Annotated in this window: 16 protein-coding genes and 2 pseudogenes; 12 read left to right on the top strand and 6 right to left on the bottom strand. The window is 70.9% G+C overall.

Features of this window, described 5'->3' with window-relative positions:
- Positions 1–186: 186 nt before the first annotated feature.
- The 6 genes from BN1555_RS04070 to BN1555_RS04095 form a co-directional block, all read right to left on the bottom strand.
- Complete coding sequence (locus BN1555_RS04070) at positions 187–2,925, bottom strand: exo-rhamnogalacturonan lyase family protein (protein ID WP_093797915.1); 2,739 nt, start codon at positions 2,923–2,925, stop codon at positions 187–189.
- A 64-nt stretch (positions 2,926–2,989) separates the two neighbouring features.
- Complete coding sequence (locus BN1555_RS04075; RefSeq protein WP_093797917.1) at positions 2,990–3,553, bottom strand: hypothetical protein; 564 nt, start codon at positions 3,551–3,553, stop codon at positions 2,990–2,992.
- 6 nt (positions 3,554–3,559) lie between these two features.
- The gene (locus BN1555_RS04080) at positions 3,560–4,429 is read right to left on the bottom strand and encodes a carbohydrate ABC transporter permease (RefSeq protein WP_093797919.1); all 870 of its coding nucleotides are present in this window, start codon (positions 4,427–4,429) and stop codon (positions 3,560–3,562) included.
- On the bottom strand, positions 4,426–5,430 hold the full coding sequence (locus BN1555_RS04085; protein WP_093797921.1) for a carbohydrate ABC transporter permease: 1,005 nt from the start codon (positions 5,428–5,430) through the stop codon (positions 4,426–4,428). Before BN1555_RS04085 ends, BN1555_RS04080 begins: the two co-directional genes overlap by 4 nt.
- Positions 5,430–6,722: an ABC transporter substrate-binding protein gene (locus BN1555_RS04090; protein ID WP_093797923.1), complete on the bottom strand. Its 1,293-nt coding sequence runs from the start codon at positions 6,720–6,722 to the stop codon at positions 5,430–5,432. Before BN1555_RS04090 ends, BN1555_RS04085 begins: the two co-directional genes overlap by 1 nt.
- Positions 6,723–6,912: 190 nt before the next feature.
- A complete protein-coding gene (locus tag BN1555_RS04095) occupies positions 6,913–7,986 on the bottom strand; it encodes a glycoside hydrolase family 43 protein (protein ID WP_093797925.1) in 1,074 nt (357 codons plus the stop codon).
- A 485-nt stretch (positions 7,987–8,471) separates the two neighbouring features.
- On the opposite strand from BN1555_RS04095, the pseudogene BN1555_RS04100 reads away from it, so the two are divergent.
- The 12 genes and pseudogenes from BN1555_RS04100 to BN1555_RS04155 form a co-directional block, all read left to right on the top strand.
- A pseudogene (locus BN1555_RS04100) lies at positions 8,472–9,695 on the top strand (immunoglobulin-like domain-containing protein); the annotation flags it as partial.
- A 141-nt stretch (positions 9,696–9,836) separates the two neighbouring features.
- A complete protein-coding gene (locus tag BN1555_RS04105) occupies positions 9,837–10,481 on the top strand; it encodes a GntR family transcriptional regulator (RefSeq protein ID WP_093797929.1) in 645 nt (214 codons plus the stop codon).
- A complete protein-coding gene (locus tag BN1555_RS04110) occupies positions 10,478–11,389 on the top strand; it encodes a dihydrodipicolinate synthase family protein (RefSeq protein ID WP_093797931.1) in 912 nt (303 codons plus the stop codon). Before BN1555_RS04105 ends, BN1555_RS04110 begins: the two co-directional genes overlap by 4 nt.
- Positions 11,386–13,108, top strand: a pseudogene (araD, locus tag BN1555_RS04115) (L-arabinonate dehydratase). Before BN1555_RS04110 ends, araD begins: the two are co-directional and overlap by 4 nt.
- Positions 13,109–13,241: 133 nt before the next feature.
- Positions 13,242–14,174 (top strand): carbohydrate ABC transporter permease, encoded by a 933-nt coding sequence (locus BN1555_RS04120; RefSeq protein WP_093797933.1) that lies wholly within the window; start codon positions 13,242–13,244, stop codon positions 14,172–14,174.
- Entirely contained in the window at positions 14,171–15,097 is a 927-nt protein-coding gene (locus BN1555_RS04125) for a carbohydrate ABC transporter permease (protein ID WP_093797935.1), read from the top strand. Before BN1555_RS04120 ends, BN1555_RS04125 begins: the two co-directional genes overlap by 4 nt.
- Complete coding sequence (locus BN1555_RS04130) at positions 15,094–16,263, top strand: Gfo/Idh/MocA family protein (RefSeq protein ID WP_093797937.1); 1,170 nt, start codon at positions 15,094–15,096, stop codon at positions 16,261–16,263. The genes BN1555_RS04125 and BN1555_RS04130 overlap by 4 nt, the downstream gene beginning before the upstream one ends.
- On the top strand, positions 16,260–17,114 hold the full coding sequence (locus tag BN1555_RS04135) for a DUF6807 domain-containing protein (RefSeq protein WP_093797939.1): 855 nt from the start codon (positions 16,260–16,262) through the stop codon (positions 17,112–17,114). The genes BN1555_RS04130 and BN1555_RS04135 overlap by 4 nt, the downstream gene beginning before the upstream one ends.
- Positions 17,111–18,658 (top strand): glycoside hydrolase family 43 protein, encoded by a 1,548-nt coding sequence (locus BN1555_RS04140; protein ID WP_093797941.1) that lies wholly within the window; start codon positions 17,111–17,113, stop codon positions 18,656–18,658. The genes BN1555_RS04135 and BN1555_RS04140 overlap by 4 nt, the downstream gene beginning before the upstream one ends.
- Positions 18,659–18,750: 92 nt before the next feature.
- The gene (locus tag BN1555_RS04145) at positions 18,751–20,091 is read left to right on the top strand and encodes an ABC transporter substrate-binding protein (RefSeq protein ID WP_093803166.1); all 1,341 of its coding nucleotides are present in this window, start codon (positions 18,751–18,753) and stop codon (positions 20,089–20,091) included.
- Complete coding sequence (locus tag BN1555_RS04150; protein ID WP_255305873.1) at positions 20,088–20,834, top strand: rhamnogalacturonan acetylesterase; 747 nt, start codon at positions 20,088–20,090, stop codon at positions 20,832–20,834. Before BN1555_RS04145 ends, BN1555_RS04150 begins: the two co-directional genes overlap by 4 nt.
- Positions 20,834–22,147 carry a pectate lyase family protein gene (locus BN1555_RS04155; RefSeq protein WP_093797945.1) on the top strand — a complete coding sequence of 438 codons (1,314 nt, stop codon included), beginning with the start codon at positions 20,834–20,836 and terminating at the stop codon, positions 22,145–22,147. The genes BN1555_RS04150 and BN1555_RS04155 overlap by 1 nt, the downstream gene beginning before the upstream one ends.
- Positions 22,148–22,168 lie beyond the last annotated feature (21 nt).

A 22,168-nucleotide genomic window follows, 5' to 3' on the forward strand; every position in this document is an offset into this window, starting at 1 on the left:
GCTGCCGGCGTCCTCGGCCGCGGCGGACAGGGCCGGGTCCGGTCCGGCTCCCGGGCGCCGAGGCGGGTGGAGACGGACCGGGCGATCCCCTTGCCGCACCGGTGCCGGACGACGGCGGGCCCGGCGGGGCCTGCGGCGTCCGGCACCGGCCTGCTGTGTACGGCCTGCGGCGCCCGGTCGTACGGCCTACGGCATCCGGTCACCGATCAGCGCCAGGTTCTCGATGGCGGCGAGGCCGTACAGCGCGGTGTCGTTGGTGTAGACCCAGTTCGCCTCGCTGCCCGGCACGAGCGTGACCGGCCCGCTCACCTTCTCCGTGGCCCACGGCGACGACTCCTTGTAGCCGTCGCTGTTGTAGAACTTCTCCCAGGCGCGCCTGGCCAGCTTCTCGTCGCCGCTCTGCACCGCCGCGTACGCGTCGAGCCGCGAGTGTCCCTGGAAGAGGATCAGCGAGCCGAAGTTCTTGCCGTAGCGCGCGGCCTGTTCGGCCTTGGTGGCGTTGAAGTAGCGGCAGTAGTCGAGGTACGCCTCCTTGAACTCCGGCATGTCGACGAGGTGGATCAGCTCGGCGCACAGCTCGTTCAGTCCGAAGACCGCCGACAGGTGCGAGACCTCGACCTTGGCCTCCTTCGCGACGGCGAACCGGCCGGTGTCGAGGTCGTACAGGCCGCTGCCCTGGACGAAGCCGTTGGGCTGGGCGGCGATCGTCTCCATGGTGGACAGCACCCGGGCCTTGGCCTTCGCCGCCTTGGGGCCGCCGCGTTCCCACTCGGTGAGCCAGGCCGAGACCAGTCCGCTCCAGTCGGTGCCGAAGCCGACGGACAGGGCGTGCCGGTCGGGGGTGTACGGCTCGGTGCGGATCTTGCGGATCGGGTCGAGGGCGAGGAAGGTCTCGTCGGAGTCGACGTTGGCGTGCATGAGGTCGCCGGTGCGTTCGTCGGCGGTGAGGAAGTAGTAGAAGCGGCGGTAGGTGGTGTTGGCGATGCGCTGCTGCTTGGCGCTGTCCGCGTAGTGCTGGATGCCGTGCCGGGTGCCGAGGCCCGCCCAGGTGCCGAGGTGGTAGACGTCGACCTCGCCGGTGTGGCGGGTCATGGCCTCGGCGAAGCGGAAGATGTCGGCGCGGCCGGAGCGCAGGTAGGCGTACCAGAGCCAGAGGTCGGGCGAGAGCTCGGAGTTGTCCCAGGCGTAGCCGCCGACGTCGTAGCGCCACTGGTGGCGGGCCGGGTCGTAGCTGTGCATGACGTCGCCGTAGTCCCAGAAGCCGTACCAGCGCCGCATCTCGACCTGGTCCTTGTAGTAGGTGAAGAGGAAGTCCAGGTGGTCCTCGATCTTCGCCTTGGCGGGCACGGACCGGTCGGGCTCGGAGAACAGGCCGCCGAAGACCTTGGCCTTGATCAGCTGCTTGGGCGGGGCGGCGAGCTGGGGCGGGGTGCGGACGGCCGTCACCTCCTGCGCCAGCGCGGCGGCGTCCGGTGTGGAACCGTGGGCCCAGAAGAGGAGTTCGCTGGTGCGGGCGATGCCGTACGGGGTGCCGAAGCCGGGCTCGTAGTCCTCGTAGGTGATGTTGAGGCCTTCGAGCTGTTCGGCGTAGGTGTCCTGGCCGAGGCCGTCGTGGTAGAAGCGCAGGTCCATGGGCGGGGCCTCGGGCGACCAGAGCCAGAGCGTGACCTCGGCCTCGTCGGTGTGCGCGCCGCGGATGTCGAGTCCGGCCGGGTGCTTCTCCCAGAAGTCGCGCAGCCCGAAGGAGAGCCCGCCGCTCGCCCCGCCGACGTAACCGAAGCCGGAAGCGCGGCGTCCGCCGCCGGCCGGGATCCAGCCGTGACCTTCCTTGGTGCGCTTGCGCAGGGTGAAGCCGTCGGCGGAGAGCTGGCTGAGGGTGTAGTCGCCCCAGGTGGGGATGAGGTGGAGGCGGCTGGTGACGCGCTGGTCCCAGGTGGCCGGGTCGGGCAGCTTCTTCCCCTCGAACTGCGCGGCCTGGACGGCGGCTCCTGGGTCGCGGCGCAGGCCCGTGATGCCCTTGACGGCTTCGCGCAGCAGGCCCGTGCCGTCGCCGCCGATCCGGATGTGGCGGTCGTACGCCTCGTCGCGCATCGGCACGGTGAAGCGGACGCCGAGGCCGCGGATGAAGTCGCCGCTCGCCCTGCCGGGCTCCTGGGTGCCGTCGTACGTGATGGTGTGCACCATGCGGAACGACTCGGCGCCCGCGTAGAAGTAGAGCCGTACGGAGAACGGCAGCCAGCTGCGGTTTCCGCGGCGGTGCCTGCCGTCGATACGGACGACGGCGCGGACGGGCCCGTCCTGCTCCACCTCGGTCCTGGAGATGGCGCTCTCGAAGCGTTCGTACTTCGTGCTCCCCTGGTCGCCGTCCTCGATCTCGCCCTGTCTGAGGAGGACGAGCCGTCCGTCCCCGGCGATCTCGGTGGCGCCACGGCGGACGGACTTCACCAGGGTCGAACCGCTCTTGCCGATCTTCGCGGTGATGACGCCCGTGGACACGTCGATCGTGCCGCCGCCGGCGGAGACCGTGACCTTGCGGGCGGGCGCGGCCGGCGTCCCGGCGCTGAGCGTGAACGCGGCGGCGGTCGCCTCGGGGCCGACGGCGTGCGCGGTCCACTTCAGCGAGCCGTCGGGCCAGTGGGCGAGCGGCCAGGACTGGACGGGGACGTCCTTGCCCTCGGCGGTGGTGAGCGCGAACGTCTGGTCCTTGTCGTACGCGCCCTTGGGCCACGGCACTCCGAGGGTGGCGCCGGGGGCGGCTCCCAGGCCGGTGTCCTCCAGCCACTTCAGGGTCACCGGGTCCGTGTCGGCGGCGTCGGCCCGGGGCGCGGCCTGGGCGTCGGCGGTGCCCAGGGCCCAGCTGAACTGGGCGGCGGCGCCGGCGACCGCCGCCGCCTTGAGGAGGGACCTGCGGGGGATCGGAGACATCGTTGTGCCCTTCCGTTGGGGGAAGCGTGGTGTGAGGCGTGGTGGGGTGAGGGAGGCGGCGGCCTCAGCGGGTCGCGTACCGCTGCTCCACGGCGACGGCCGCCGCCGTGACGGCGCCGGTCACCGGCACGGCCAGCGGCGCCACGAACCAGGCGGAGGCGGCGACCACCGCGAATCCGCCGACGATCAGGAGCGATCCGGCGGGGTCGAGGACCGTACGCCGGCCCGCCGCCCCCAGCAGGACGCGCCAGGAGGCCGACGGCCGCCAGTCGGCGGCCGCCCGCAGCACCGCCACCGCGCAGCCGATGAAGGCGAGGATGCCGACCGTGCCGACGAGGGGGCCGCCGGGCAGGCCCGCCCGTACCGCCGCGAGGTCCAGCCACAGCAGCCAGGCCACCGCCCAGCCGGCCAGGCCCACGGCCCAGCCCCGGCGGGCCGCGAGACGGAAGTCGGCGGCGAACTCCCGCCATCCGGCGCTCTCCTCGCCGGCCAGATGGCGGCGCAGGTGCCGCGCCCCGGCGGCGAGCGCCGCGGGCCACGTCACCAGCGGGAGCGAGGCGAGTGCGATCCACACGCCGGTGAGCAGGCACTCGGCGAAGACCCCGAAACGCTCCTGGAAGCGGGACACGGCCGCTCAGCCCTTCAGGCCGGAGGTGGCCATGCCGTCGATGAGGTAGCGCTGGAAGGCGAGGAAGAACGCCAGCACGGGCAGCAGTGCCACCAGCGACATGGCGATCATGCCGCCGTAGTCGGCGACCGCGTCCTGGTCGACGAACATCTTCAGCCCCAGCGAGACGGTGTACTTCTCGGGCTCGTTGAGATAGAGCAGCGGGCCCATGAAGTCGTTCCAGGCGTTGATGAAGGTGAAGATCGCGCTGGTGATCAGGGCGGGGCGGCACAGGGGCAGCACGATCGACCAGTAGATCCGGAAGTGTCCGCAGCCGTCCAGGCGCGCCGCCTCGTCCAGCTCCTTGGGCAGGGCACGCATGAACTGCACCATGAGGAAGACGAAGAAGGCGTCGACGGCGAGGTACTTGCCGAGCAGCAGCGGGACCATCGTGTTGATCAGTTCCAGCTTCTGGAACAGCACGTACTGCGGGATCATCAGGACGTGGTACGGCAGCAGCAGCGTGCCGATCATCAGGGTGAAGAGGAGGTTGCGCCCCGCGAACCTGATCCTGGTGAAGGCGTAGGCGGCCAGCGAGCAGGAGATCACCACTCCGCCGACCGAACCCACGGCCAGGATGGTGGAGTTGACGAAGAAAGTGGAGATGGGGATGCCCGCGATGCCTTCGGTGAGCCGCGTGTAGTTGGCCACGATCGGATCGGTCGGCAGCAGGTCGAGGCTGCCGATGATCTCGTTGCCGGGCTTGAAGGACCCGCCGAGCACCCAGACCACCGGGTAGAGCACGACGGCGAGTACCGCCAGTGCGCCCAGGTGCCAGCCGAGTGATCCGGCGTGGCTGCGCCGGCCTGACGAGGTGGGGTCGAGAGTAAGGGTCACCGGGCGTTCTCCTCGTAGTGCACCCAGCGCTTCTGCGACCAGAACAGCACCGCCGTCACCAGGCCGACCGCTATCAGCAGCATCCAGGCCATGGCGGAGGCGAAGCCCATCCGGCTGTTCTCGAAGCCCTGCTGGTAGAGGTAGCAGGTGTAGACGAGCGTGGCGTCGGCGGGCCCGCAGGGGTTGCCCTGGCCGCCGAGGATGTACGCGGAGCCGAAGATCTGGAAGGAGTGGATGGTTTCCAGCAGGACGTTGAAGAAGAGCACCGGGGAGATCATCGGCAGGGTGATGTTCCAGAACCGGCGCCAGGGGCCGGCGCCGTCCATCTCGGCCGCTTCGTACAGCTCGCGCGGCACCTGCTTCAGCCCGGCCAGGAAGATGACCATGGGCGCGCCGAACTGCCAGACGGTGAGCGCGACCAGGGCGTACAGGATCATGTCGGGGTCGCCGACCCAGCCGCCGGCGTCCATGCCGAAGAGCTGCTGCGTACGGTCGACCACGGCGTCGTCGGTGAAGAGCGCCCGCCACACGACGGCGACGGAGACGCTCGCGCCGATCAGCGACGGGGCGTAGAACGCGGCCCGGTAGAAGGCCTGGCCCCGGCGGCTCTGGGCGAGCAGCAGGGCGACGCCGAGCGCGGCGGCGAGTTTCAGCGGCGTACCGATGACGACGTACTTGACCGTGACCTCGACCGACTTCTGCCAGCGGGGGTCGGCGAACATGTCGCTGAAGTTCTGGAGGCCGATCCACCGGGGTGCGTCGAAGAGGTTGTAGTCGGTGAAGGCGAAGTAGAGCGAGGCGGCCATGGGGCCCGCCGTGAGGAGCAGGAAGCCGGCGATCCAGGGCGACATGAAGAGGTAGCCGGCCAGGTTCTCGCGGCGGTTGCTGCGCCGCAGTTCGGCGGGGCGCTCCGTGCCGCCCCGCCCGGCACCGGGCGGGGGCTCGGCGCGGGCGGCCGCCGGCGGCGGGGCGTGTCCGGTGTGCGTCACTGTCCGCCCCATCAGGCGTTCGCGGTGAAGGCCGTCTTCGCCTCCGTGAAGAACTTGTCGACCGCCTCGCCCGGTGACGCCTTGTCGAGGCTCATCTCGGTGGCGAGGCGCAGGAAGGCCGCCTCGATGACGTCGGCGCCGGCGGGGTGCGGGGTGATGGGTTCGAGCACGCCCGTTCCGGCGATCTTCGTCTCGTACTCCGAGATCTGCTTGCTCACCTTGTCGGTGGGCTCGAACGCCTCGAACTGCTCGGTGGTGGAGAGCACTCCGCGGTCGTAACCCATGATCCGGCCCACCTCCGGGTCGTGGACCATGAAGTTGATGAAGGTGGCCACTTCCTTGGGGTGCTTGGTGCGGGCGGTGCCGCTGAGCATCAGGGAGCCGAGGTACTGGCCCGTCTTCTTGCCGTCGGTCGTCGGGATGGGCGCGATGCCGTACGAGCTCTTCCCCTCGGCGGCGTAGCGGACGGTGAAGTTGTCCCAGGTGAACTCGCCCGCCGAAAGTCCACCGGCGGTCGCGGCCTTGGGCTTGATCTGCTCGACCCTCTTGGCGTCGCTGTAGACGCCGGACCTGATTCGTTTCATTGCTTCGGTCCACTCGGCTTCGAGGTCGCTCTCCTGGAAGCCGAGTCCGTCCTCGGTGAAGAACGCCTTGCCCTGCTGCCGCAGCTTCAGGTCGTAGTAGTACATGATCGAGTGCGGTCCCGAGTCGCCGGGGACGCCGGTCCTGCTCTTGATCTTCTGCAGGCCGGCGTACCACTCGTCCCAGGTCCAGCCGAACTCGGGCGTGACACCGGCCTTCTCGTAGACCTTCTCGTCGATGATGTAGCCCATCGAGTTCGAGCCGACCGGCAGGCCGAGCAGCTTGCCGTCGATCTCGGCGAACTTCTCCAGGCCGGCGCGGAAGTTGTCGGTGCTGAGGTTGCCCGCCTCGACCTGGGGGTTCAGGTCGAGGAGCACGTTGCGGGCGGCGTACTTGCGCAGGAAGGTCACCGCGTTCTGGATGACGTCCGGCGGGTTCCCGCCCGCCGCCTGCGTGTTGAACTTCTTCCAGAAGTCGACGTAGGGCTGGAAGTCCGTCTTGACCTTGATCTTCGGGTGCTTCTTCTCGAAGAGGGCGATCGACTCGTTGATCTTCTTGGCGCGGTCGTCGGCGCCCCACCAGGCATACCTGATGGTGACGGGGCCGCCACCGGAGGAGCCGCTGCCGCCCCCGCACCCCGCGGCGGTCAGCCCCACGGTCGCCAGTGAGGCGCCGGCCGCCTTCAGGAAGGTACGCCTCTCGACATGCCTGGTTGTGCGCATGGTTCACCCCTTCGGCTGGCGATTGAATCGTTTTAGGAAAGCGCTTGCCGGGGCAATGTACGAGTGCCCGCCGGGCCCGTCAACGGTTTGCGCAGGAGGTCGGTGAATCAGCTGCCGGGCGCACGGCCCAGCACTGCGCCCGCGTCGGCGGCGGAGCCGCGGACGCGGGCGGGAGAGTGGCGCCGGCGTGTCAGGGGCGTCCCTTGCCGACGAGCCTGACCGGCCCGTCCGCGACGGGGACGCCGAAGTCCGGGGTGCCGTCCGGCTTCCAGCGCAGACGCTGGATGCGGGTGTGCCGGTTGGGGTCGTGCAGCGGGTCGCCGCTGATCTCCTTGTACTGCCGGGCGTGGTAGACGAGGACGTCGGTACGGCCGTCCTCGGCGACGGTGAAGGAGTTGTGCCCCGGGCCGTACTGGCGGGTCGTGTCGTTGCTGGTGAAGACCGGCACCGGCGACTTCGCCCAGGCACCGGGGGCGAGCAGGTCGGCGTCCTCGTCGGCGGTGAGCAGGCCCATGCAGTAGTTCGCGTCGGTCGCGCTCGCCGAGTACGTCATGAAGAGGCGGCCGTTGCGCCGGATCACCGCGGGCCCCTCGTTGACCTTGAACCCGATGCGCTCCCAGTCGTACTCGGGCGTGGTCAGGCGCACCTGGGGTCCCGTGAGGGTCCACGGGTTCGCCATCCGGGAGAGGAAGACGCCCGTGTTGTGGTCGATTCCGGGCTCGTGCTGCGCCCAGGCGAGGTAGCGGCTGCCCCGGTGGGTGAAGGTGGTGGCGTCGAGCGAGAAGGTTTCCCAGGCGGTGGTGAGCTGCCCCTTCTCGGTCCAGGTCCCCTCGAAGGGATCGGCGTTCCGGTTCTCCAGGACCCAGATGCGGATCTTCCAGACGTCGTCGGCGGGCGCGGCGGCGAAGTAGATGTACCAGGCCCCGTCGATGTGGTGGATCTCGGGCGCCCAGATGTGCGCCGCCATGTCACCGGTGGTGTGCCGGCGCCAGATGACGGACTCCTCGGCCGTCGCCAGACCGGCGAGGGTGCGGGAGCGGCGCAGGATGATCCGGTCGTACTCGGGCGAGGTGGCGGTGAAGTAGTAACGGCGGTCGGTGTGGCGGTGGATGTGCGGGTCGGCGCGGTGGCGGACCAGGGGGTTGGCGGGGGCGGCGACGGCGTGGGCGGGGGTCGCGACGGCGGGAACGGCGGCGACGGCGCCCAGTGCGAGGGCGCCCTTCAGCACTCCTCGGCGGGTGGCCGGTATGTGATCGCGGCTCACGGAGCCCTCCTCAGGGAAATGTTCGACATGTCGAACGACGTACGAAATCCTGTGCAGCGGAGACGGTAATCGGCAGCGGGCGCGCACACCAGCCCCCTTGGAGCGCGACCGAAGGGTTTTTCCGTCCGACCACCCGAACGCCGCGCTTGATTTCGAACGGATTCCGCCCGGGGCCCTTGTCGGCGTGTCGGGCGGGGGGTTAGCGTCCGGCACCGTCAGGGCGTTGCGCCCTGCGGGGCTCTTCCCTCCTGCCCGCCCCTTCCCGGACCGGGGCGAGTCCCGGACCTCCGACCTCCCTTCGGGCGTGTCCCCGAACTCCCCGGGCTTCGTCCGGGGCCCCGACGAGCCCGAAGCCGCCGCTCACGGCACCCCCGAAAGGACCCGCGCCCTTGCGCCCACGCATCCTGTTGCCCCTGCTGTCCCTGCTCGTCGGCCTGCTGGCCGTACCGGGGAGCGGCCTCGCCCACGCGGGGCCGGCACCCGGCGACGACACCGCGGCCACCGCCCTGGCCGCCCGGGAACTCACCGTCCACAACCTCGACGACGTACGCGGAAATCTCACCCTGCCCACCGCGGGCTCCCACCGCACGGCCGTCCGCTGGGCCTCCGACGAGCCCTCCGTCATCGACGCCACCGGTCTCGTGCACCGGCCCAAGCACGGCAAGGGCCCCCGCGCCGTGGAGCTCACCGCGACCGTCACCCGCGGCGAGGCCCGGACGCGCCGCACGTTCACGGCCACCGTTCCCGCACTGCCGAAGAAGCGGAAGTACACCGGCTACGCCTTCAGCTACTTCACCGGTGAGGGAACGTCCGACGGCGAGCAGGTCCGGATGGCGCTCAGCCGGGGCAACGACCCCCTGCACTGGCAGGAGCTGAACGGCGGCAGGCCGGTCCTCACGTCCACGCTCGGCACCAAGGGGCTGCGCGACCCGTTCGTCATCCGCTCCCCCGAGGGCGACAAGTTCTACCAGATAGCCACCGACCTGCGGATGCACGGCGGCAGCGGCGGCAGCTGGGACCAGGTGCAGCGCACCGGCAGCAAGTCCGTCATGGTGTGGGAGTCCACCGACCTCGTCCACTGGACCGACCAGCGCCTGGTGAAGGTCTCCCCCGACACCGCGGGCAACACCTGGGCGCCGGAGGCGTACTACGACGAGAAGCTCGGTTCGTACGTCGTCTTCTGGGCGTCCAAGGTGTACGCCGCCGACGACCCGGGCCACACCGGCACCACGTACAACAAGATGCTGTACGCCACGACGCGCGACTTCCACACCTTCAGCGAGCCCGAGGTGTGGCACGACCCCGGCTACTCCGTCATCGACTCGACGGTGATCCGCCACGACGGCAGCTACTACCGCTTCACCAAGGACGAGCGGAACAACTCCTCCACCACTCCGTGCTCCAAGTTCATCACCGCCGAGAAGTCCGACGACCTGCGCTCCACGTCGTACGGCTTCGTCGCCGACTGTATCGGCAAGGGCGCGATCGCGCGCGGCGAGGGGCCGACGGTCTTCAAGTCCAACACCGAGGAGAAGTGGTACCTGTTCATCGACGAGTTCGGCGGCCGCGGCTACATCCCCTTCGAGACCACCGACCTCGACTCGGGCAGGTGGACGGTGCCCGAGAACTTCGAGCTGCCGACCAGTCCCCGGCACGGCACGGTACTGCCGGTGACGAAGGCGGAGTACGACCGGTTGCTGGACGCGTACGCCCGCTGAGGCAACTCACCGGCCCGGCGCGGAAGTTCTTTTGCGCGAAACATTGACGGCACATGGCTGCGGGCTTAGCTTCATCGCGTCGTACTTCGTACGTCATATATGAGACGCGATACACGAGATATGTGAGTGCCCATGGCTTTCGCTCCGAGCCCGATCCCCTCCCGCACGCAGTACGTGCTGGAGGGGATCAAACACGCCATCCTCACCGGCGGCCTCAGTCCCGGGCAAGCCCTGGTCGAGACCGAACTGGCCGCTCAGTTCGGGGTGTCCAAGACCCCGGTGCGCGAGGCGCTCAAGACCCTGGCCGGCACCGGGCTCGTCGTGATGAACCAGTACAAGGGCGTCACCGTGCGGACCGTCGACGCGGCCATGGCGCGTGAGGTGTACGACGTACGACTGCTGCTCGAACCGGAGGCGCTGCGCCGCACCATCGCCTCGCAGGCCTCCCTGGAAGCGGCCCGCGAGGCGCTCGTCAGGGCCGCCGAGGCCACCGACCGGGCCGAACGCTCGCTGGCCAACCGGGAGTTCCACCGCGCGCTCTACCTGCCGTGCGGGAACCCGCTGCTCGCCAGGATGCTGGACGAGGTGCGCGACCAGGCAGCCCTCGTCTCGGCCGTCGCCTGGGCCGCCGTCCCGTCCTGGGAGCAGGAGGCGCGTGAGCACATGGAGATTCTGCGGCTCGCGCTCGACGGCGACGCCCCGGGCGCCGCCCGCGCCCTGCACGCCCACATCGCCGACTTCGTCCAGCGAGCCTTCCCGGAAGGGGACCCCATATGACCAGCGCAGACTTCTCCGCCCTGCGGAGCGCCCTCGCCGATGTGGTGGCGATCCCGGTGACCCCGTTCGCCGCCGACGACTCCCTGGACACCGCCGCCCACCGCGCCCTGCTCGGCCGGCTGCTGGACGGGGGCGTACGGACCCTGACGCCGAACGGGAACACGGGCGAGTTCTACGCGCTGTCCCCGCAGGAGCGCCGCGCCGTCACCGAGCTGACCATCGAGGAGGCGCGCGGCCGGGCCATGGTCCTCGTCGGTGTCGGGCACGACGTGCCGACCGCCGTCGCCGCCGCCGAGCACGCCCGGGACGCGGGCGCCGAGATGCTGATGGTGCACCAGCCCGTCCATCCGTACATCTCGCACGACGGCTGGACCGACTACCACCGCGCCATCGCCGACGCCGTCCCCGGGCTCGGGGTCGTGCCGTACGTCCGTGATCCGCAACTGAGCGCGGAGAGCCTCGCCGCGCTCGGCGAAGCCTGTCCGAACGTCATCGGCGTGAAGTACGCCGTGCCGGACACGGCGCGCTTCGCCGCCTTCTCGCGGGACGCGGGCCTGGACCGTTTCGTCTGGATCGCCGGGCTCGCCGAGCTGTACGCCGTTCCCTACTTCGCGGTCGGCGCCACCGGGTTCACCTCGGGCCTGGTCAATGTCGCCCCGTCCGTGTCGCTGGGCATGCTCGACGCGCTGCGCGCGGGCGACTATCCGGCCGCCATGAAGACCTGGGAGCAGATCCGCCCCTTCGAGGAGCTGCGGGCGGCCCGGCAGTCCGCCGACAACGTCACCGTGGTGAAGGAGGCCCTGGCCTCCCTCGGCCTGTGCCGGCGCGAGGTGCGCGCACCCAGCCGGGTCCTGCCCGAGGACCGGCGCGCCGAGATCGCGGAGCTCGTGGCGGGGTGGGCCGTATGAGCGACAGGGCGCCGGAGGAGCTGCGCAGCCATCAGTGGTACGGGACGGACGGGCTCCGCTCGTTCAGTCACCGCGCCCGCACCCGCCAGCTCGGCTACCTCCCCGAGGAGCACCTGGGCAAGCCGGTCATCGCGGTCCTCAACACCTGGTCCGACATCAACCCGTGCCACGTCCATCTCCGGGACCGGGCGCAGGCGGTGAAGCGCGGGGTGTGGCAGGCGGGGGCTTCCCGCTCGAATTCCCGGTCTCCACTCTCTCCGAGACCTTCCAGAAGCCGACCCCGATGCTCTACCGGAACATGCTCGCGATGGAGACGGAGGAGCTGCTGCGCTCCTACCCCGTCGACGGCGCCGTGCTGCTCGGCGGCTGCGACAAGTCCACGCCCGCGCTGCTGATGGGCGCCGCGTCCGTCGACCTGCCGGCCGTCTTCGTCCCCGCGGGCCCATGCTGCCGGGCCACTGGCGCAACGAGGTGCTCGGCTCCGGTACGGACATGTGGAAGTACTGGGACGACAAGCGGGCCGGGCTGATCGGCGACACCGAGATGGCCGAGCTGGAGAACGGGCTCGCCCGCTCCCCCGGCACCTGCATGACCATGGGCACTGCCTCGACGCTGACCGCCGCGGCCGAGGCGCTGGGCGTCACCCTGCCCGGCGCGTCCTCCGTACCGGCCGTGGACTCCGGGCACGACCGGATGGCGGCGGCCTCGGGCCGCCGGATCGTCGAGCTCGTGCACCGCGATCTGAAGCTGTCGCGGATCCTGACCCGCGACGCGTACGAGGACGCGGTCGCGACCGTGCTGGCGCTGGGCGGTTCGACGAACGCCGTGATCCATCTGATCGCGATGGCGGGGCGCTCCCAGGTGCCGCTCACGCTCGACGACTTCGACCGGATCGCGCGGACCGTGCCGGTGCTCGCGAACCTGCGGCCGGGCGGCCAGTACCTGATGGAGGACTTCCACTTCGCGGGCGGGCTTCCGGCCTTCCTGGCGCAGCTCACGGACGTGCTCCACCTGGACCGGCCGACCGTGGCGCACGACTCGCTGCGCGAGCAGCTGGCGGGCGCGCTGGTGCACAACCCCGAGGTGATCAGGCCACGTTCCAGGCCGCTCGCCGAGGAGGGCGGGGTCGCGGTACTGCGCGGCAACCTGTGTCCGGACGGCGCGGTCATCAAGCACATCGCCGCCGAACCGCACCTGCTCCGCCACACCGGCCCCGCGGTCGTCTTCGACGACTACAGGACCATGCAGCGCACCATCAACGACCCGTCGCTCGGCATCACCGCCGACACCGTGCTCGTGCTGCGCAACGCCGGCCCCAAGGGCGGTCCCGGGATGCCCGAGTACGGGATGCTGCCGATCCCCGACCACCTCCTCAAGGAGGGGGTCCGGGACATGGTGCGGATCTCCGACGCCCGGATGAGCGGCACGAGTTACGGCACCTGCGTGCTGCACGTCGCCCCGGAGTCCTACGTGGGCGGGCCGCTCGCGCTCGTACGGACCGGGGACTCGATCACCCTCGACGTCGCGGCCCGGTCGCTGCGGCTCGAAGTGACGGACGAGGAACTGGAGCGGCGCAGGGGCGAGTGGAGCCCGCCGCCCGCGAAGTACGAGCGCGGCTACGGGGCGCTGTACAGCGAACAGATCACCCAGGCCGACACCGGCTGCGACTTCGCTTTCCTCTCCCGGCCGGGAGAGGTTCCCGATCCGTACGCGGGCTGAGCCGTCCGCCCGCGCTGCCCGCACCGCACCGTCCCGCACCGCACCGTCCTGTCCAGCGATGGCCGGTATCTCGAACGACATCCGGAAAGCGCTTCACCACCCGCACTTATGACTTGAGAACGGAGAAGCAGTCATGGCCTCAGCCTCAGCCGTGGCCGACAAGCCCAGGGCGCCGGGGCGCCGCGTGGGGGCACCACCCCGCCGGCTCCCGTATCTGCTCATCGCGCCCGCCGGGCTGCTGATGCTGGGCTTCATCGCCTATCCGGTCATCAGCGTCTTCTACTACAGCCTGCAGAACTACAACGTCACCAAGCCGTGGCGCAACGGCTTCGCGGGCTTCGACAACTTCACCCGGATCTTCACCGACGATCCGCAGTTCTGGACCACCCTCGGCTTCAGCGCCCGCTGGGTCGTCGTCCAGGTGAGCCTCCAGCTCGCCCTCGGACTCGTCCTCGCCCTGCTGGTCAACCAGACCTTCGTCGGACGCGGTATCGCCCGCGCGATGGTCTTCTCGCCCTGGGCCGTGTCGGGCGTGCTGACCACCACCATCTGGATGCTGCTCTACAACCCGTCCACCGGCGTCAGCCGCTACCTGGCGGACGCGGGCATCGGCTCGTACGGCACCTCGGTGCTCTCCGACACGGGCACCGTCTTCTGGGCCGCCGTCCTCGCCGAACTCTGGCGCGGTGTCCCCTTCTTCGCGATCCTCATTCTCGCCGACCTCCAGTCCGTCCCGAAGGAGCTGTACGAGGCGGCCTCCGTCGACGGTGCCGGCCGGATGCGGCAGTTCTTCCACATCACGCTGCCGCACCTCAGGGACGCGATCGTCCTCGCCACGCTGCTGCGCGGCGTGTGGGAGTTCAACAACGTCGACCTGCTCTACACCCTCACCGGCGGCGGACCGGCCGGCGTCACCACCACGCTCCCGCTGTACGTCGCCAACACCGGCATCGAGGGCCACGACTTCGGCTACGCCTCCGCGCTGACCACGGTCGCCTTCGTGATCCTCCTCTTCTGCTCGATCCTCTATCTGCGCCTGAGCAAGTTCGGAGGCGACACCAAGTGACCGCAGCACTCGCGGAGAAGGACCCCCGCTCCCCCGCGGCCCCGGACTCCGCCACCGACGCCCCCGCACCACCGGGCCGCGGCGCGCGCCGCAGGAACCGGCGCGAGCGCGCCTTCGACGACGTACCGCGCTGGCAGATCTACCTGCCGCTCGCCCTCTACCTCCTCTTCACGCTCGTCCCGTTCTACTGGATGCTGCTGTTCGCGGTACGGCCCGCGGGCTCCACCTCGCTGGTGCCGTGGCCGATCACGTTCGAGCACTTCGAGAAGGTCTGGACCGAGCGCAGCTTCGGGATGTTCTTCGAGAACAGCATGATCGTCGGGGTGGCCACCCTGGTCATGACGACGGGGATCGCGCTGGCCGGCGGCTACGCCCTGGCCCGGTTCGAGTTCCGGATCAAGAACGGCTTCATGCTGGCCCTGCTGTGCTCGCAGTTCATCCCGGGCGCGCTGATGCTCGTACCGCTCTTCGAGATCTTCAAGAACCTCCAGATGATCAACTCCCTGGGGAGCGTGATCATCGCGGAGACGGTCTTCCAGCTGCCGCTGTCGATCATCCTGATCAGCGGATTCATCAAGAACGTGCCGGTCACGCTGGAGGAGGCCGCCTGGGTGGACGGCTGTTCGCGCTTCCGGGCCTTCTGCGCGGTGGTGCTGCCCCTGCTGCGGCCCGGCCTGATCGCCGTCGGCTCCTTCGCCTTCGTCCACAGCTGGAACCACTTCCTGTTCGCCCTGATGTTCCTCAGCGAGCAGGACAAGCAGACCATTCCGGTCGGCCTCAACACCCTGATAGGAGCGGACAGCGTGGATCTCGGAGCACTGGCCGCGGGCGGCGTCATCGCCGCGGTTCCGGTCGTGATCGTCTTCGCCTTCATCCAGAAGTGGCTGATCACCGGCTTCAGCGCCGGGGCGGTGAAGGGATGAGCCCCCTGCCCCTCCCCGTGCCCCTGCCCGTCGTACTCGCCGGCGCACGCGGTCACGGCCGCTGGCACCTGCACAACATCCGCCGCCTCGAAGCGCTGGGCCTGGTCCGGCTCGCCGGGATCTGCGAGCTGAAGCCGCTGGACGCCGAAGAGCTGGACGGCTTCGGTACGCCCGAGCAGTCCGCCGACTTCGGCGGGCTGCTGGACTCCACCGGCGCCCGGGTCGCGATCGTCTGTACGCCCATCCAGACCCACACCGACCTGGCGCTGGCGGCGGCCTCGCGCGGGGTGCACCTGCTGCTCGAGAAGCCACCCGCGCCGTCGTACGCGGAGTTCGAGCGCATGGCGCACGGGGTGCGGGCGGCCGGCACCCGCTGCCAGATCGGCTTCCAGTCCCTGGGCTCGCACGCCCTGCCCGCGATCCGGTCGCTGATCGACGGGGGCGCGATCGGCGAGCTGCTGGGCGTCGGCGCCGCCGGGGCGTGGGTACGGGACACCGCGTACTTCACCCGGGCCCCGTGGTCGGGGCGCCGCCGGCTGGGCGGGACCGACGTGGTGGACGGCGCGCTGACCAATCCGCTGGCGCACGCCGTCGCCACCGCCCTCGCGGTGGCCGGGAGCCCGCGGGCCGAGGACGTGGCGGGCATCGAGTCCGAGCTGCTGCGGGCCAACGACATCGAGTCGGACGACACCTCCTGCGTACGGATCACGACGGCGCGCGGGATCCCGGTCACGGTGGCCGCGACGCTCTGCGCCGAGGAGCCGGGCGAGCCGTACGTCGTCGCCCACGGCGAACTGGGCCGGATCACCTTCTGGTACAAGGAGGACCGCGTGCTGGTGCAGCGCGCCGGGCGTGGTCCCGAGGAGTCCGTGTACGGCAGGACCGACCTGCTGGAGAACCTGGCCCGCCACCTGACCCAGGACGCGCCGCTCCTCGTGCCTCCGGAGCTGACCGGTGCCTTCATGCGGGTCGTCGAGGCGATCCGGCTCGCTCCCGACCCCCTCGCGCTGCCCGCGTCCGCCTGGCGGACCGCGCCCGGTGAGCGGGCGCCGCGCCGGATCGTCACCGGGGTGGACCGCGTGGTCGCCGCGAGCGCCGAGACCCTGACCCTCTTCTCCGAGCTGGGCGCCCCCTGGGCGCGCTCCACCGAAGCGAGCACACCGTGAACCCGACACTGACACTGCGCTGTTCGGGACGTCCCGTCGGCCGCTACACCTACCGGCCCGCGCTCGGCGCCCGGCTCGCGCCGCGCCCGTACCTGCACCCCCTGTCGACACTGGGCGGCGCGGCGGTCACCGAGGAGATGCCCGACGACCACGTCCATCACCTGGGGGTGGGGCTCGCCGTGCCGGACGTGGCGGGACACAACTTCTGGGGCGGGAGCACCTACGTACGCGACCGGGGCCCGACGGAGCTCGACAACCACGGCGCGCAGCTCCACCAGGAGTGGCTGCAACGCGACCCGGACGGCTCCGGCTTCGTGGAGGAGCTGAGCTGGCGCACCGGTACGGACCACGCGGACGAGCTGCTGCACGAGCGGCGCACCGTCGCCGCCGTCGCGCTGGACGACACCGCCTGGGCGCTGGATCTCACCTTCTCCCTCACCAACACCTCGGGCGGCGACCTGTCCATCGGCAGCCCGGCCACCAACGGCCGGGCGGGCGCGGGGTACGGCGGTTTCTTCTGGCGCGCCCCCAAGCAGGCCGCTGCGCCGACGGCCTTCACGGAGGCCGCGGAGGGCGAGGACGCCGTGCACGGGCGGGCCGCCGACTGGCTGGGCCTGGCGGGCGACGGCTGGACGCTGGTCTTCGCGGGGGCGACGGCGGACACCCGCCGCGACCCGTGGTTCGTACGGACGGCCGAGTACCCGGGCGTCGGGTCGGCGCTCGCCTGGTCGGACCGGTTGCCCGTACCCGCCGGGGAGACGGTCGTGCGCCGCGTGGTCACGGTGGTGGCCGACGGCCGGCTGGACCGGGACGCCTCGGCGGCGTACGTCCGCAAGGCGGTGGGCGCGTGAGCCGGCCGTGGACCGCCGACCGGGGCGACGGCACGTACCGCAACCCGGTGCTCGCCGGTGACTGGTCCGACCCGGACGTGGTGCGGGTCGGTGACGACTACTACCTCACCGTCTCCAGCTTCGGCCGGGTGCCGGGACTGCCGCTGCTGCACTCGCGCGACCTCGTCAACTGGACGCTGACCGGGCACGCGCTGGAGCGGCCGGCGCAACCGGAGGGCGCGGAGGAGGGGCAGGAGGCCGCGGAGCCGCGGCACGACGGTGGCGTCTGGGCGCCGTCCATCCGGCACAGCGGCGGCCGGTTCTGGATCTTCTGGGGCGATCCGGACGTGGGAATCCACCAGATCAACGCGGAGGACATCCGCGGGCCGTGGACCGAGCCGCACCTGGTGAAGGCGGGCAAGGGCCTGATCGACCCGTGCCCGCTGTGGGACGAGGAGAGCGGCCGGGCGTACCTCGTGCACGCCTGGGCCAAGTCCCGGTCGGGGGTGAAGAACCGGCTGACCGGACACCGGATGAGCCTGGACGGGCGCACCCTGCTCGACGAGGGCGAGGTGATCGTCGACGCGGACCTGATCCCCGGCTGGTTCACCCTCGAAGGACCGAAGCTCTACCGCCACGACGGCTGGTTCTGGATCTTCGCGCCGGCCGGTGGCGTGGAGACCGGCTGGCAGGGGGCGCTGCGGTCGCGGGAGTTCTTCGGCCCGTACGAGGAGCGGGTCGTCCTGGAGCAGGGCCGCACCGAGGTCAACGGCCCCCACCAGGGCGGCTGGGTGCGCACCGGGGCCGGCGAGGACTGGTTCCTGCACTTCCAGTCGCGCGGCGCGTACGGGCGGGTGGTGCACCTCCAGCCGATGCGCTGGGACGAGGCGGGGTGGCCGGTGATGGGGGACGCGGGCGAGCCCGTGTCCGTACACCCGAAGCCGGACCTGCCGCCGCAGCCGGTCGCGGCCCCGGCCACCGACGACAGCTTCCCCGGCGGGCGTTACGGGCGGCAGTGGCAGTGGACGGCCGCCCCGCGGGCGGGGTGGACGGTGCCGCACTCCGGGGACGGGCTGCTGGCCACCTGTCTGCGGACGGCCGACGCGCACGACCTGCGGCGGCTGCCGAACGTGCTGGTGCAGCGGCTGCCCGCGCCCGAGTTCACCGCGACGGTCGAACTGGCCCTCGACAGCCCGGAGCCGGGGGCCAGGGCCGGGTTCGCCGTGCTGGGAGACGCGTTCTCCTGGATCGGCCTGGAGCGGGGCGCCGACGGCGGCGTACAGCTGGTGCACCGGTACGCCGAACCGGTCGCCGAACGCGAACGGGACGCGGAGTACGCCCGCCCGGCGCCCGGAGGGCGGGCGCGGCTGCGGATCGAGGTCTCGGCCGGGGCGCGCTGCCGGTTCGCCGCCGACACCGGGGACGGATTCACCCCCTCCGGCCAGGTCTTCGCGGCCGTGCCGTGGCGCTGGGTCGGGGCGCAACTCGCCCTGTTCGCCGCCGCGCCGGCCGGGGCGGGCCCCGCCGGCACCGCCCTCTTCAGCAGTTTCCGTATCAACGCCTGAGCACGGCCTGGACACGGCCTGATCAGGGCCCGACCACCGCACGACATCTCCGAGGAGCCGCAATGACGCACACCGAGAGAGAAGAGCAGCCCATGAGAGTTTCTTCCGGCCGACGCCCCCGGGGGCGGGCCACTGCCGCGGTCGCCCTGACGGCGGTGCTCGCGCTGACCGCGACGGCCTGCGGGGACGACGGCAGCGGCGCGAGCGGCACCGAGGGCTCGGGCAAGGGCGAGATCACCTTCTGGGACAACAACGGCGGTCCGCGTACCGCCGTCTGGAAGGAGATCATCAAGGACTTCGAAGCGGCCAACAAGGACATCAAGGTCAAGTACGTCCCGATCCCGATCACCGACGTGCAGTCGAAGTACGACACCGCGATAGCGGGCGGCGGCCTGCCCGACGTCGGCGGTGTCGGCACCGCGTACCTCTCCAACATCGTCGCGCAGGACGCGCTGGAGCCGGTCGGGGACCGGATCAAGGACTCCTCGCTGGACGGCAAGCTGGTGGAGTCGATGGTCGAGGGGGTGCGGACGGCCGGCGGGCGCGGGGACGAGATGTACACCGTGCCGACATCCGCGAACAACGGCACCCTCTGGTACCGGACCGACCTGTTCGAGAAGGCGAAGCTCGAGGCGCCGACGACGTGGGACGCGTTCTACACGGCGGCCGAGAAGCTGACCGACGCGGACAAGAACGCCTTCGGGTACACGATCCGCGGCGGCGCCGGGTCCGTCGCCCAGGCGCTGGACACGATCTACGGGCAGTCCGGCATCACCGAGTTCTGGAAGGGCGAGAAGACCACCGTCAACGACCCCAAGAACGTCGCGGCGCTGGAGAAGTACGTCGGGCTGTACAAGAGGACGACGCCCGAGGCCGACGTCAACAACGACTTCGCCAAGATGGTCGCCCAGTGGGACTCCGGCACCATCGGGATGCTCAGCCACAACCTCGGCTCCTACCAGGACCACGTGAAGGCGCTGGGCGAGGACAAGTTCGCCGGCATCCCGAACCCGACGGGTCCCGGCGGTGTGCGGGTCCAGGTGTCCAACCCCGTGGACGGGCTCGGTCTGTTCAAGGGGAGCAAGAACAAGGCCGCGGCGTGGAAGTTCATCGAGTTCGCCGCGTCCCATCAGTCGAACAGCAAGTGGAACGAGGCGGCGGGCGCCATCCCGGCGAACACCGAGGCGGCGAAGGACGAGTGGATCAACGAGTCCGAGCCGACGAAGCTCGGGGCGCGGTCCCTCACCGACGGCTCCACCAAGATCGTGCAGCTGCCGTACTACCTGCCCGACTGGAACTCGATCACCAAGGCCGACAACGAGCCCGAGTTCCAGAAGGTCCTGCTCGGCAAGACCACGCCCAAGGCGTTCCTGGACAAGCTCGCCGGTGAGCTGAACGAGGCGCAGGCCGAGTGGGAGCAGCAGAACCAGTGACCCCGCACACCCACCGCGCGCGCACGGTCTTCATCGCCGGAGACTCCACCGCCGCCGACAAGCACGTCACGGCCGCGCCCGAGGCCGGCTGGGGCATGGCGCTCCCCTTCTTCCTGCACGAGCACCTGACCGTCGCCAACCGCGCGGTCAACGGCCGCAGTTCGAAGAGCTTCATCGACGAGGGGCGGCTCGCGCCCGTCCTGGAGGCGATCCGCCCCGGCGATCTCCTGCTCGTCCAGTTCGGCCACAACGACCAGAAGCACGACGACCCCACCCGCCTCACCGAGCCGTGGACCGGCTACCAGCAGCACCTGCTCCAGTACGTCGCCGGGGCACGGGACCGCGGCGCGCGTCCCGTACTGCTGACCTCCGTCGAGCGCCGGCGGTTCGACGCCGCCGGCACGGCGCTGGCCACGCACGGCGCGTACCCGGAGGCGGTGCGGGCGCTCGCGGCCGCGCACGAGGTGCCGCTGCTGGACATCGCGGCGCTCTCGCTCGCGTTGTGGCAGAAGCTCGGCCCCGAGGTGAGCAAGGGGCACTTCCACTGGCTGGAGCCGGGCGAATCCCCCAACTATCCGGACGGTGTCGCCGACGACACCCACTTCCACCCGCGCGGCGCCGTCGAGGTGGCCCGGCTGACGGCGCGCGCCCTGGCAGCGGAGGGCGTGCTGGCGGCGGACGAACTGCGGCGCCTGGACGCGGACATACCCGAGACCTGGCTGACCTGGCACGAGGAGTCCTGATGCGCAGAACACAGACACGCCGTACACAGACACGCCGTACACGTCTCGTCTCCCTGCTCGCCGCGGTGGTGACGCCGGGCGTACTCGTCGCCCTGCCCGGCGCGAGCGCCCACGCCTCACCGGTGCGCGACGCCCACGTCCTGCCCGCGCACGACGGCTGGGCCTCGGCCGACGGCGGTACCACCGGAGGCGCCGGGGCCGACGGAGCGCACACCTACACCGTCACCACCTGGGAGGGGCTCAAGCGCGCGCTGAAGGACGGCGGCGACGCCCCGAAGGTGATCAAGGTCAGAGGCACGCTCGACGGCATGGGCGGCCGGAGCTGTGAGAACTTCGCCACCGGCGGCTACTCCCTGGACGCGTACCTGGCGGCGTACGACCCGAAGACCTGGGGCACCGCGCCGCCCGCAGGCCCGCAGGAGGAGGCCCGCGCCGCTTCCGCCGCCGCGCAGGCCCAGCAGGTCAAGGCGTACGTCCCGGCGAACACGACGATCGTCGGCGTGGGCGGCGGCGCGCGGCTGCTCGGCGGGTCCCTCCAGGTCAAGGACACCGACAACGTCGTGGTCCGGGGCCTCACCTTCGAGGACGCCTTCGACTGCTTCCCGCAGTGGGACCCCACGGACGGCGCCGGGGGCGCGTGGAACTCCGAGTACGACAACCTCGTCGTGCACGGCTCGACGCACGTCTGGATCGACCACAACACGTTCACCGACGGCCGCCGCCCGGACAGTGAACAGCCCGTCTACTACGGCCAGTTGTTCCAGCAGCACGACGGCGAGCTGGACGTCGTCAGGGGCGCCGACCTGGTCACCGTCTCCTGGAACGTCTTCGCCGACCACGACAAGACCCTGATGATCGGCAACAGCGACAGCGCGGGCGCCACCGACCGGGGCAAGCTGCGGGTCACCCTCCACCACAACCTCTTCCGGAACATCGTCGAGCGCGCGCCGCGCGTGCGGTTCGGGAAGGTCGACGCGTACAACAACCACTTCGTGGTGGCGAAGGGGTACGCGTACTCCTTCGGCGTCGGCTTCGAGTCCCAGCTGTACGCGGAGAAGAACACCTTCGCGCTGCCGGCGGGGGTGAGCGCGGCGAAGATCCTGAAGAAGTGGAAGGACGCCCCGGTCACGGCCGAGGGCAACCACGTCAACGGCAGGCCGACCGACCTCGTGGCCGCCCACAACGCCGCGAACCCCGGCGACCTGCTCCGCGAGGGCGCCGGCTGGACCCCGGCCCTGCGCACCCGGGTCGACCGGCCGCAGGCCGTCCCGTCCCTGGTCACGCGCCGAGCGGGCGCGCCCCGAACCCACTGATGCACCCAACAGTCTGTCAGG

Source organism: Streptomyces sp. Wb2n-11 (assembly GCF_001049855.1).
Taxonomy (GTDB): domain Bacteria; phylum Actinomycetota; class Actinomycetes; order Streptomycetales; family Streptomycetaceae; genus Streptomyces; species Streptomyces altiplanensis.

What these genes read in the sequence shown, in the direction of transcription:
- BN1555_RS04110 (WP_093797931.1), top strand. Translation starts at nt 10,478, where the DNA reads ATGACCAGCGCAGACTTCTCCGCCCTGCGGAGCGCCCTCGCCGATGTG.
- BN1555_RS04145 (WP_093803166.1), top strand. Translation starts at nt 18,751, where the DNA reads ATGAGAGTTTCTTCCGGCCGACGCCCCCGGGGGCGGGCCACTGCCGCG.
- BN1555_RS04155 (WP_093797945.1), top strand. Translation starts at nt 20,834, where the DNA reads ATGCGCAGAACACAGACACGCCGTACACAGACACGCCGTACACGTCTC.
- BN1555_RS04085 (WP_093797921.1), bottom strand. Translation starts at nt 5,430, where the DNA reads ATGGGGCGGACAGTGACGCACACCGGACACGCCCCGCCGCCGGCGGCC.
- BN1555_RS04130 (WP_093797937.1), top strand. Translation starts at nt 15,094, where the DNA reads ATGAGCCCCCTGCCCCTCCCCGTGCCCCTGCCCGTCGTACTCGCCGGC.
- BN1555_RS04105 (WP_093797929.1), top strand. Translation starts at nt 9,837, where the DNA reads ATGGCTTTCGCTCCGAGCCCGATCCCCTCCCGCACGCAGTACGTGCTG.
- BN1555_RS04070 (WP_093797915.1), bottom strand. Translation starts at nt 2,925, where the DNA reads ATGTCTCCGATCCCCCGCAGGTCCCTCCTCAAGGCGGCGGCGGTCGCC.
- BN1555_RS04090 (WP_093797923.1), bottom strand. Translation starts at nt 6,722, where the DNA reads ATGCGCACAACCAGGCATGTCGAGAGGCGTACCTTCCTGAAGGCGGCC.
- BN1555_RS04120 (WP_093797933.1), top strand. Translation starts at nt 13,242, where the DNA reads ATGGCCTCAGCCTCAGCCGTGGCCGACAAGCCCAGGGCGCCGGGGCGC.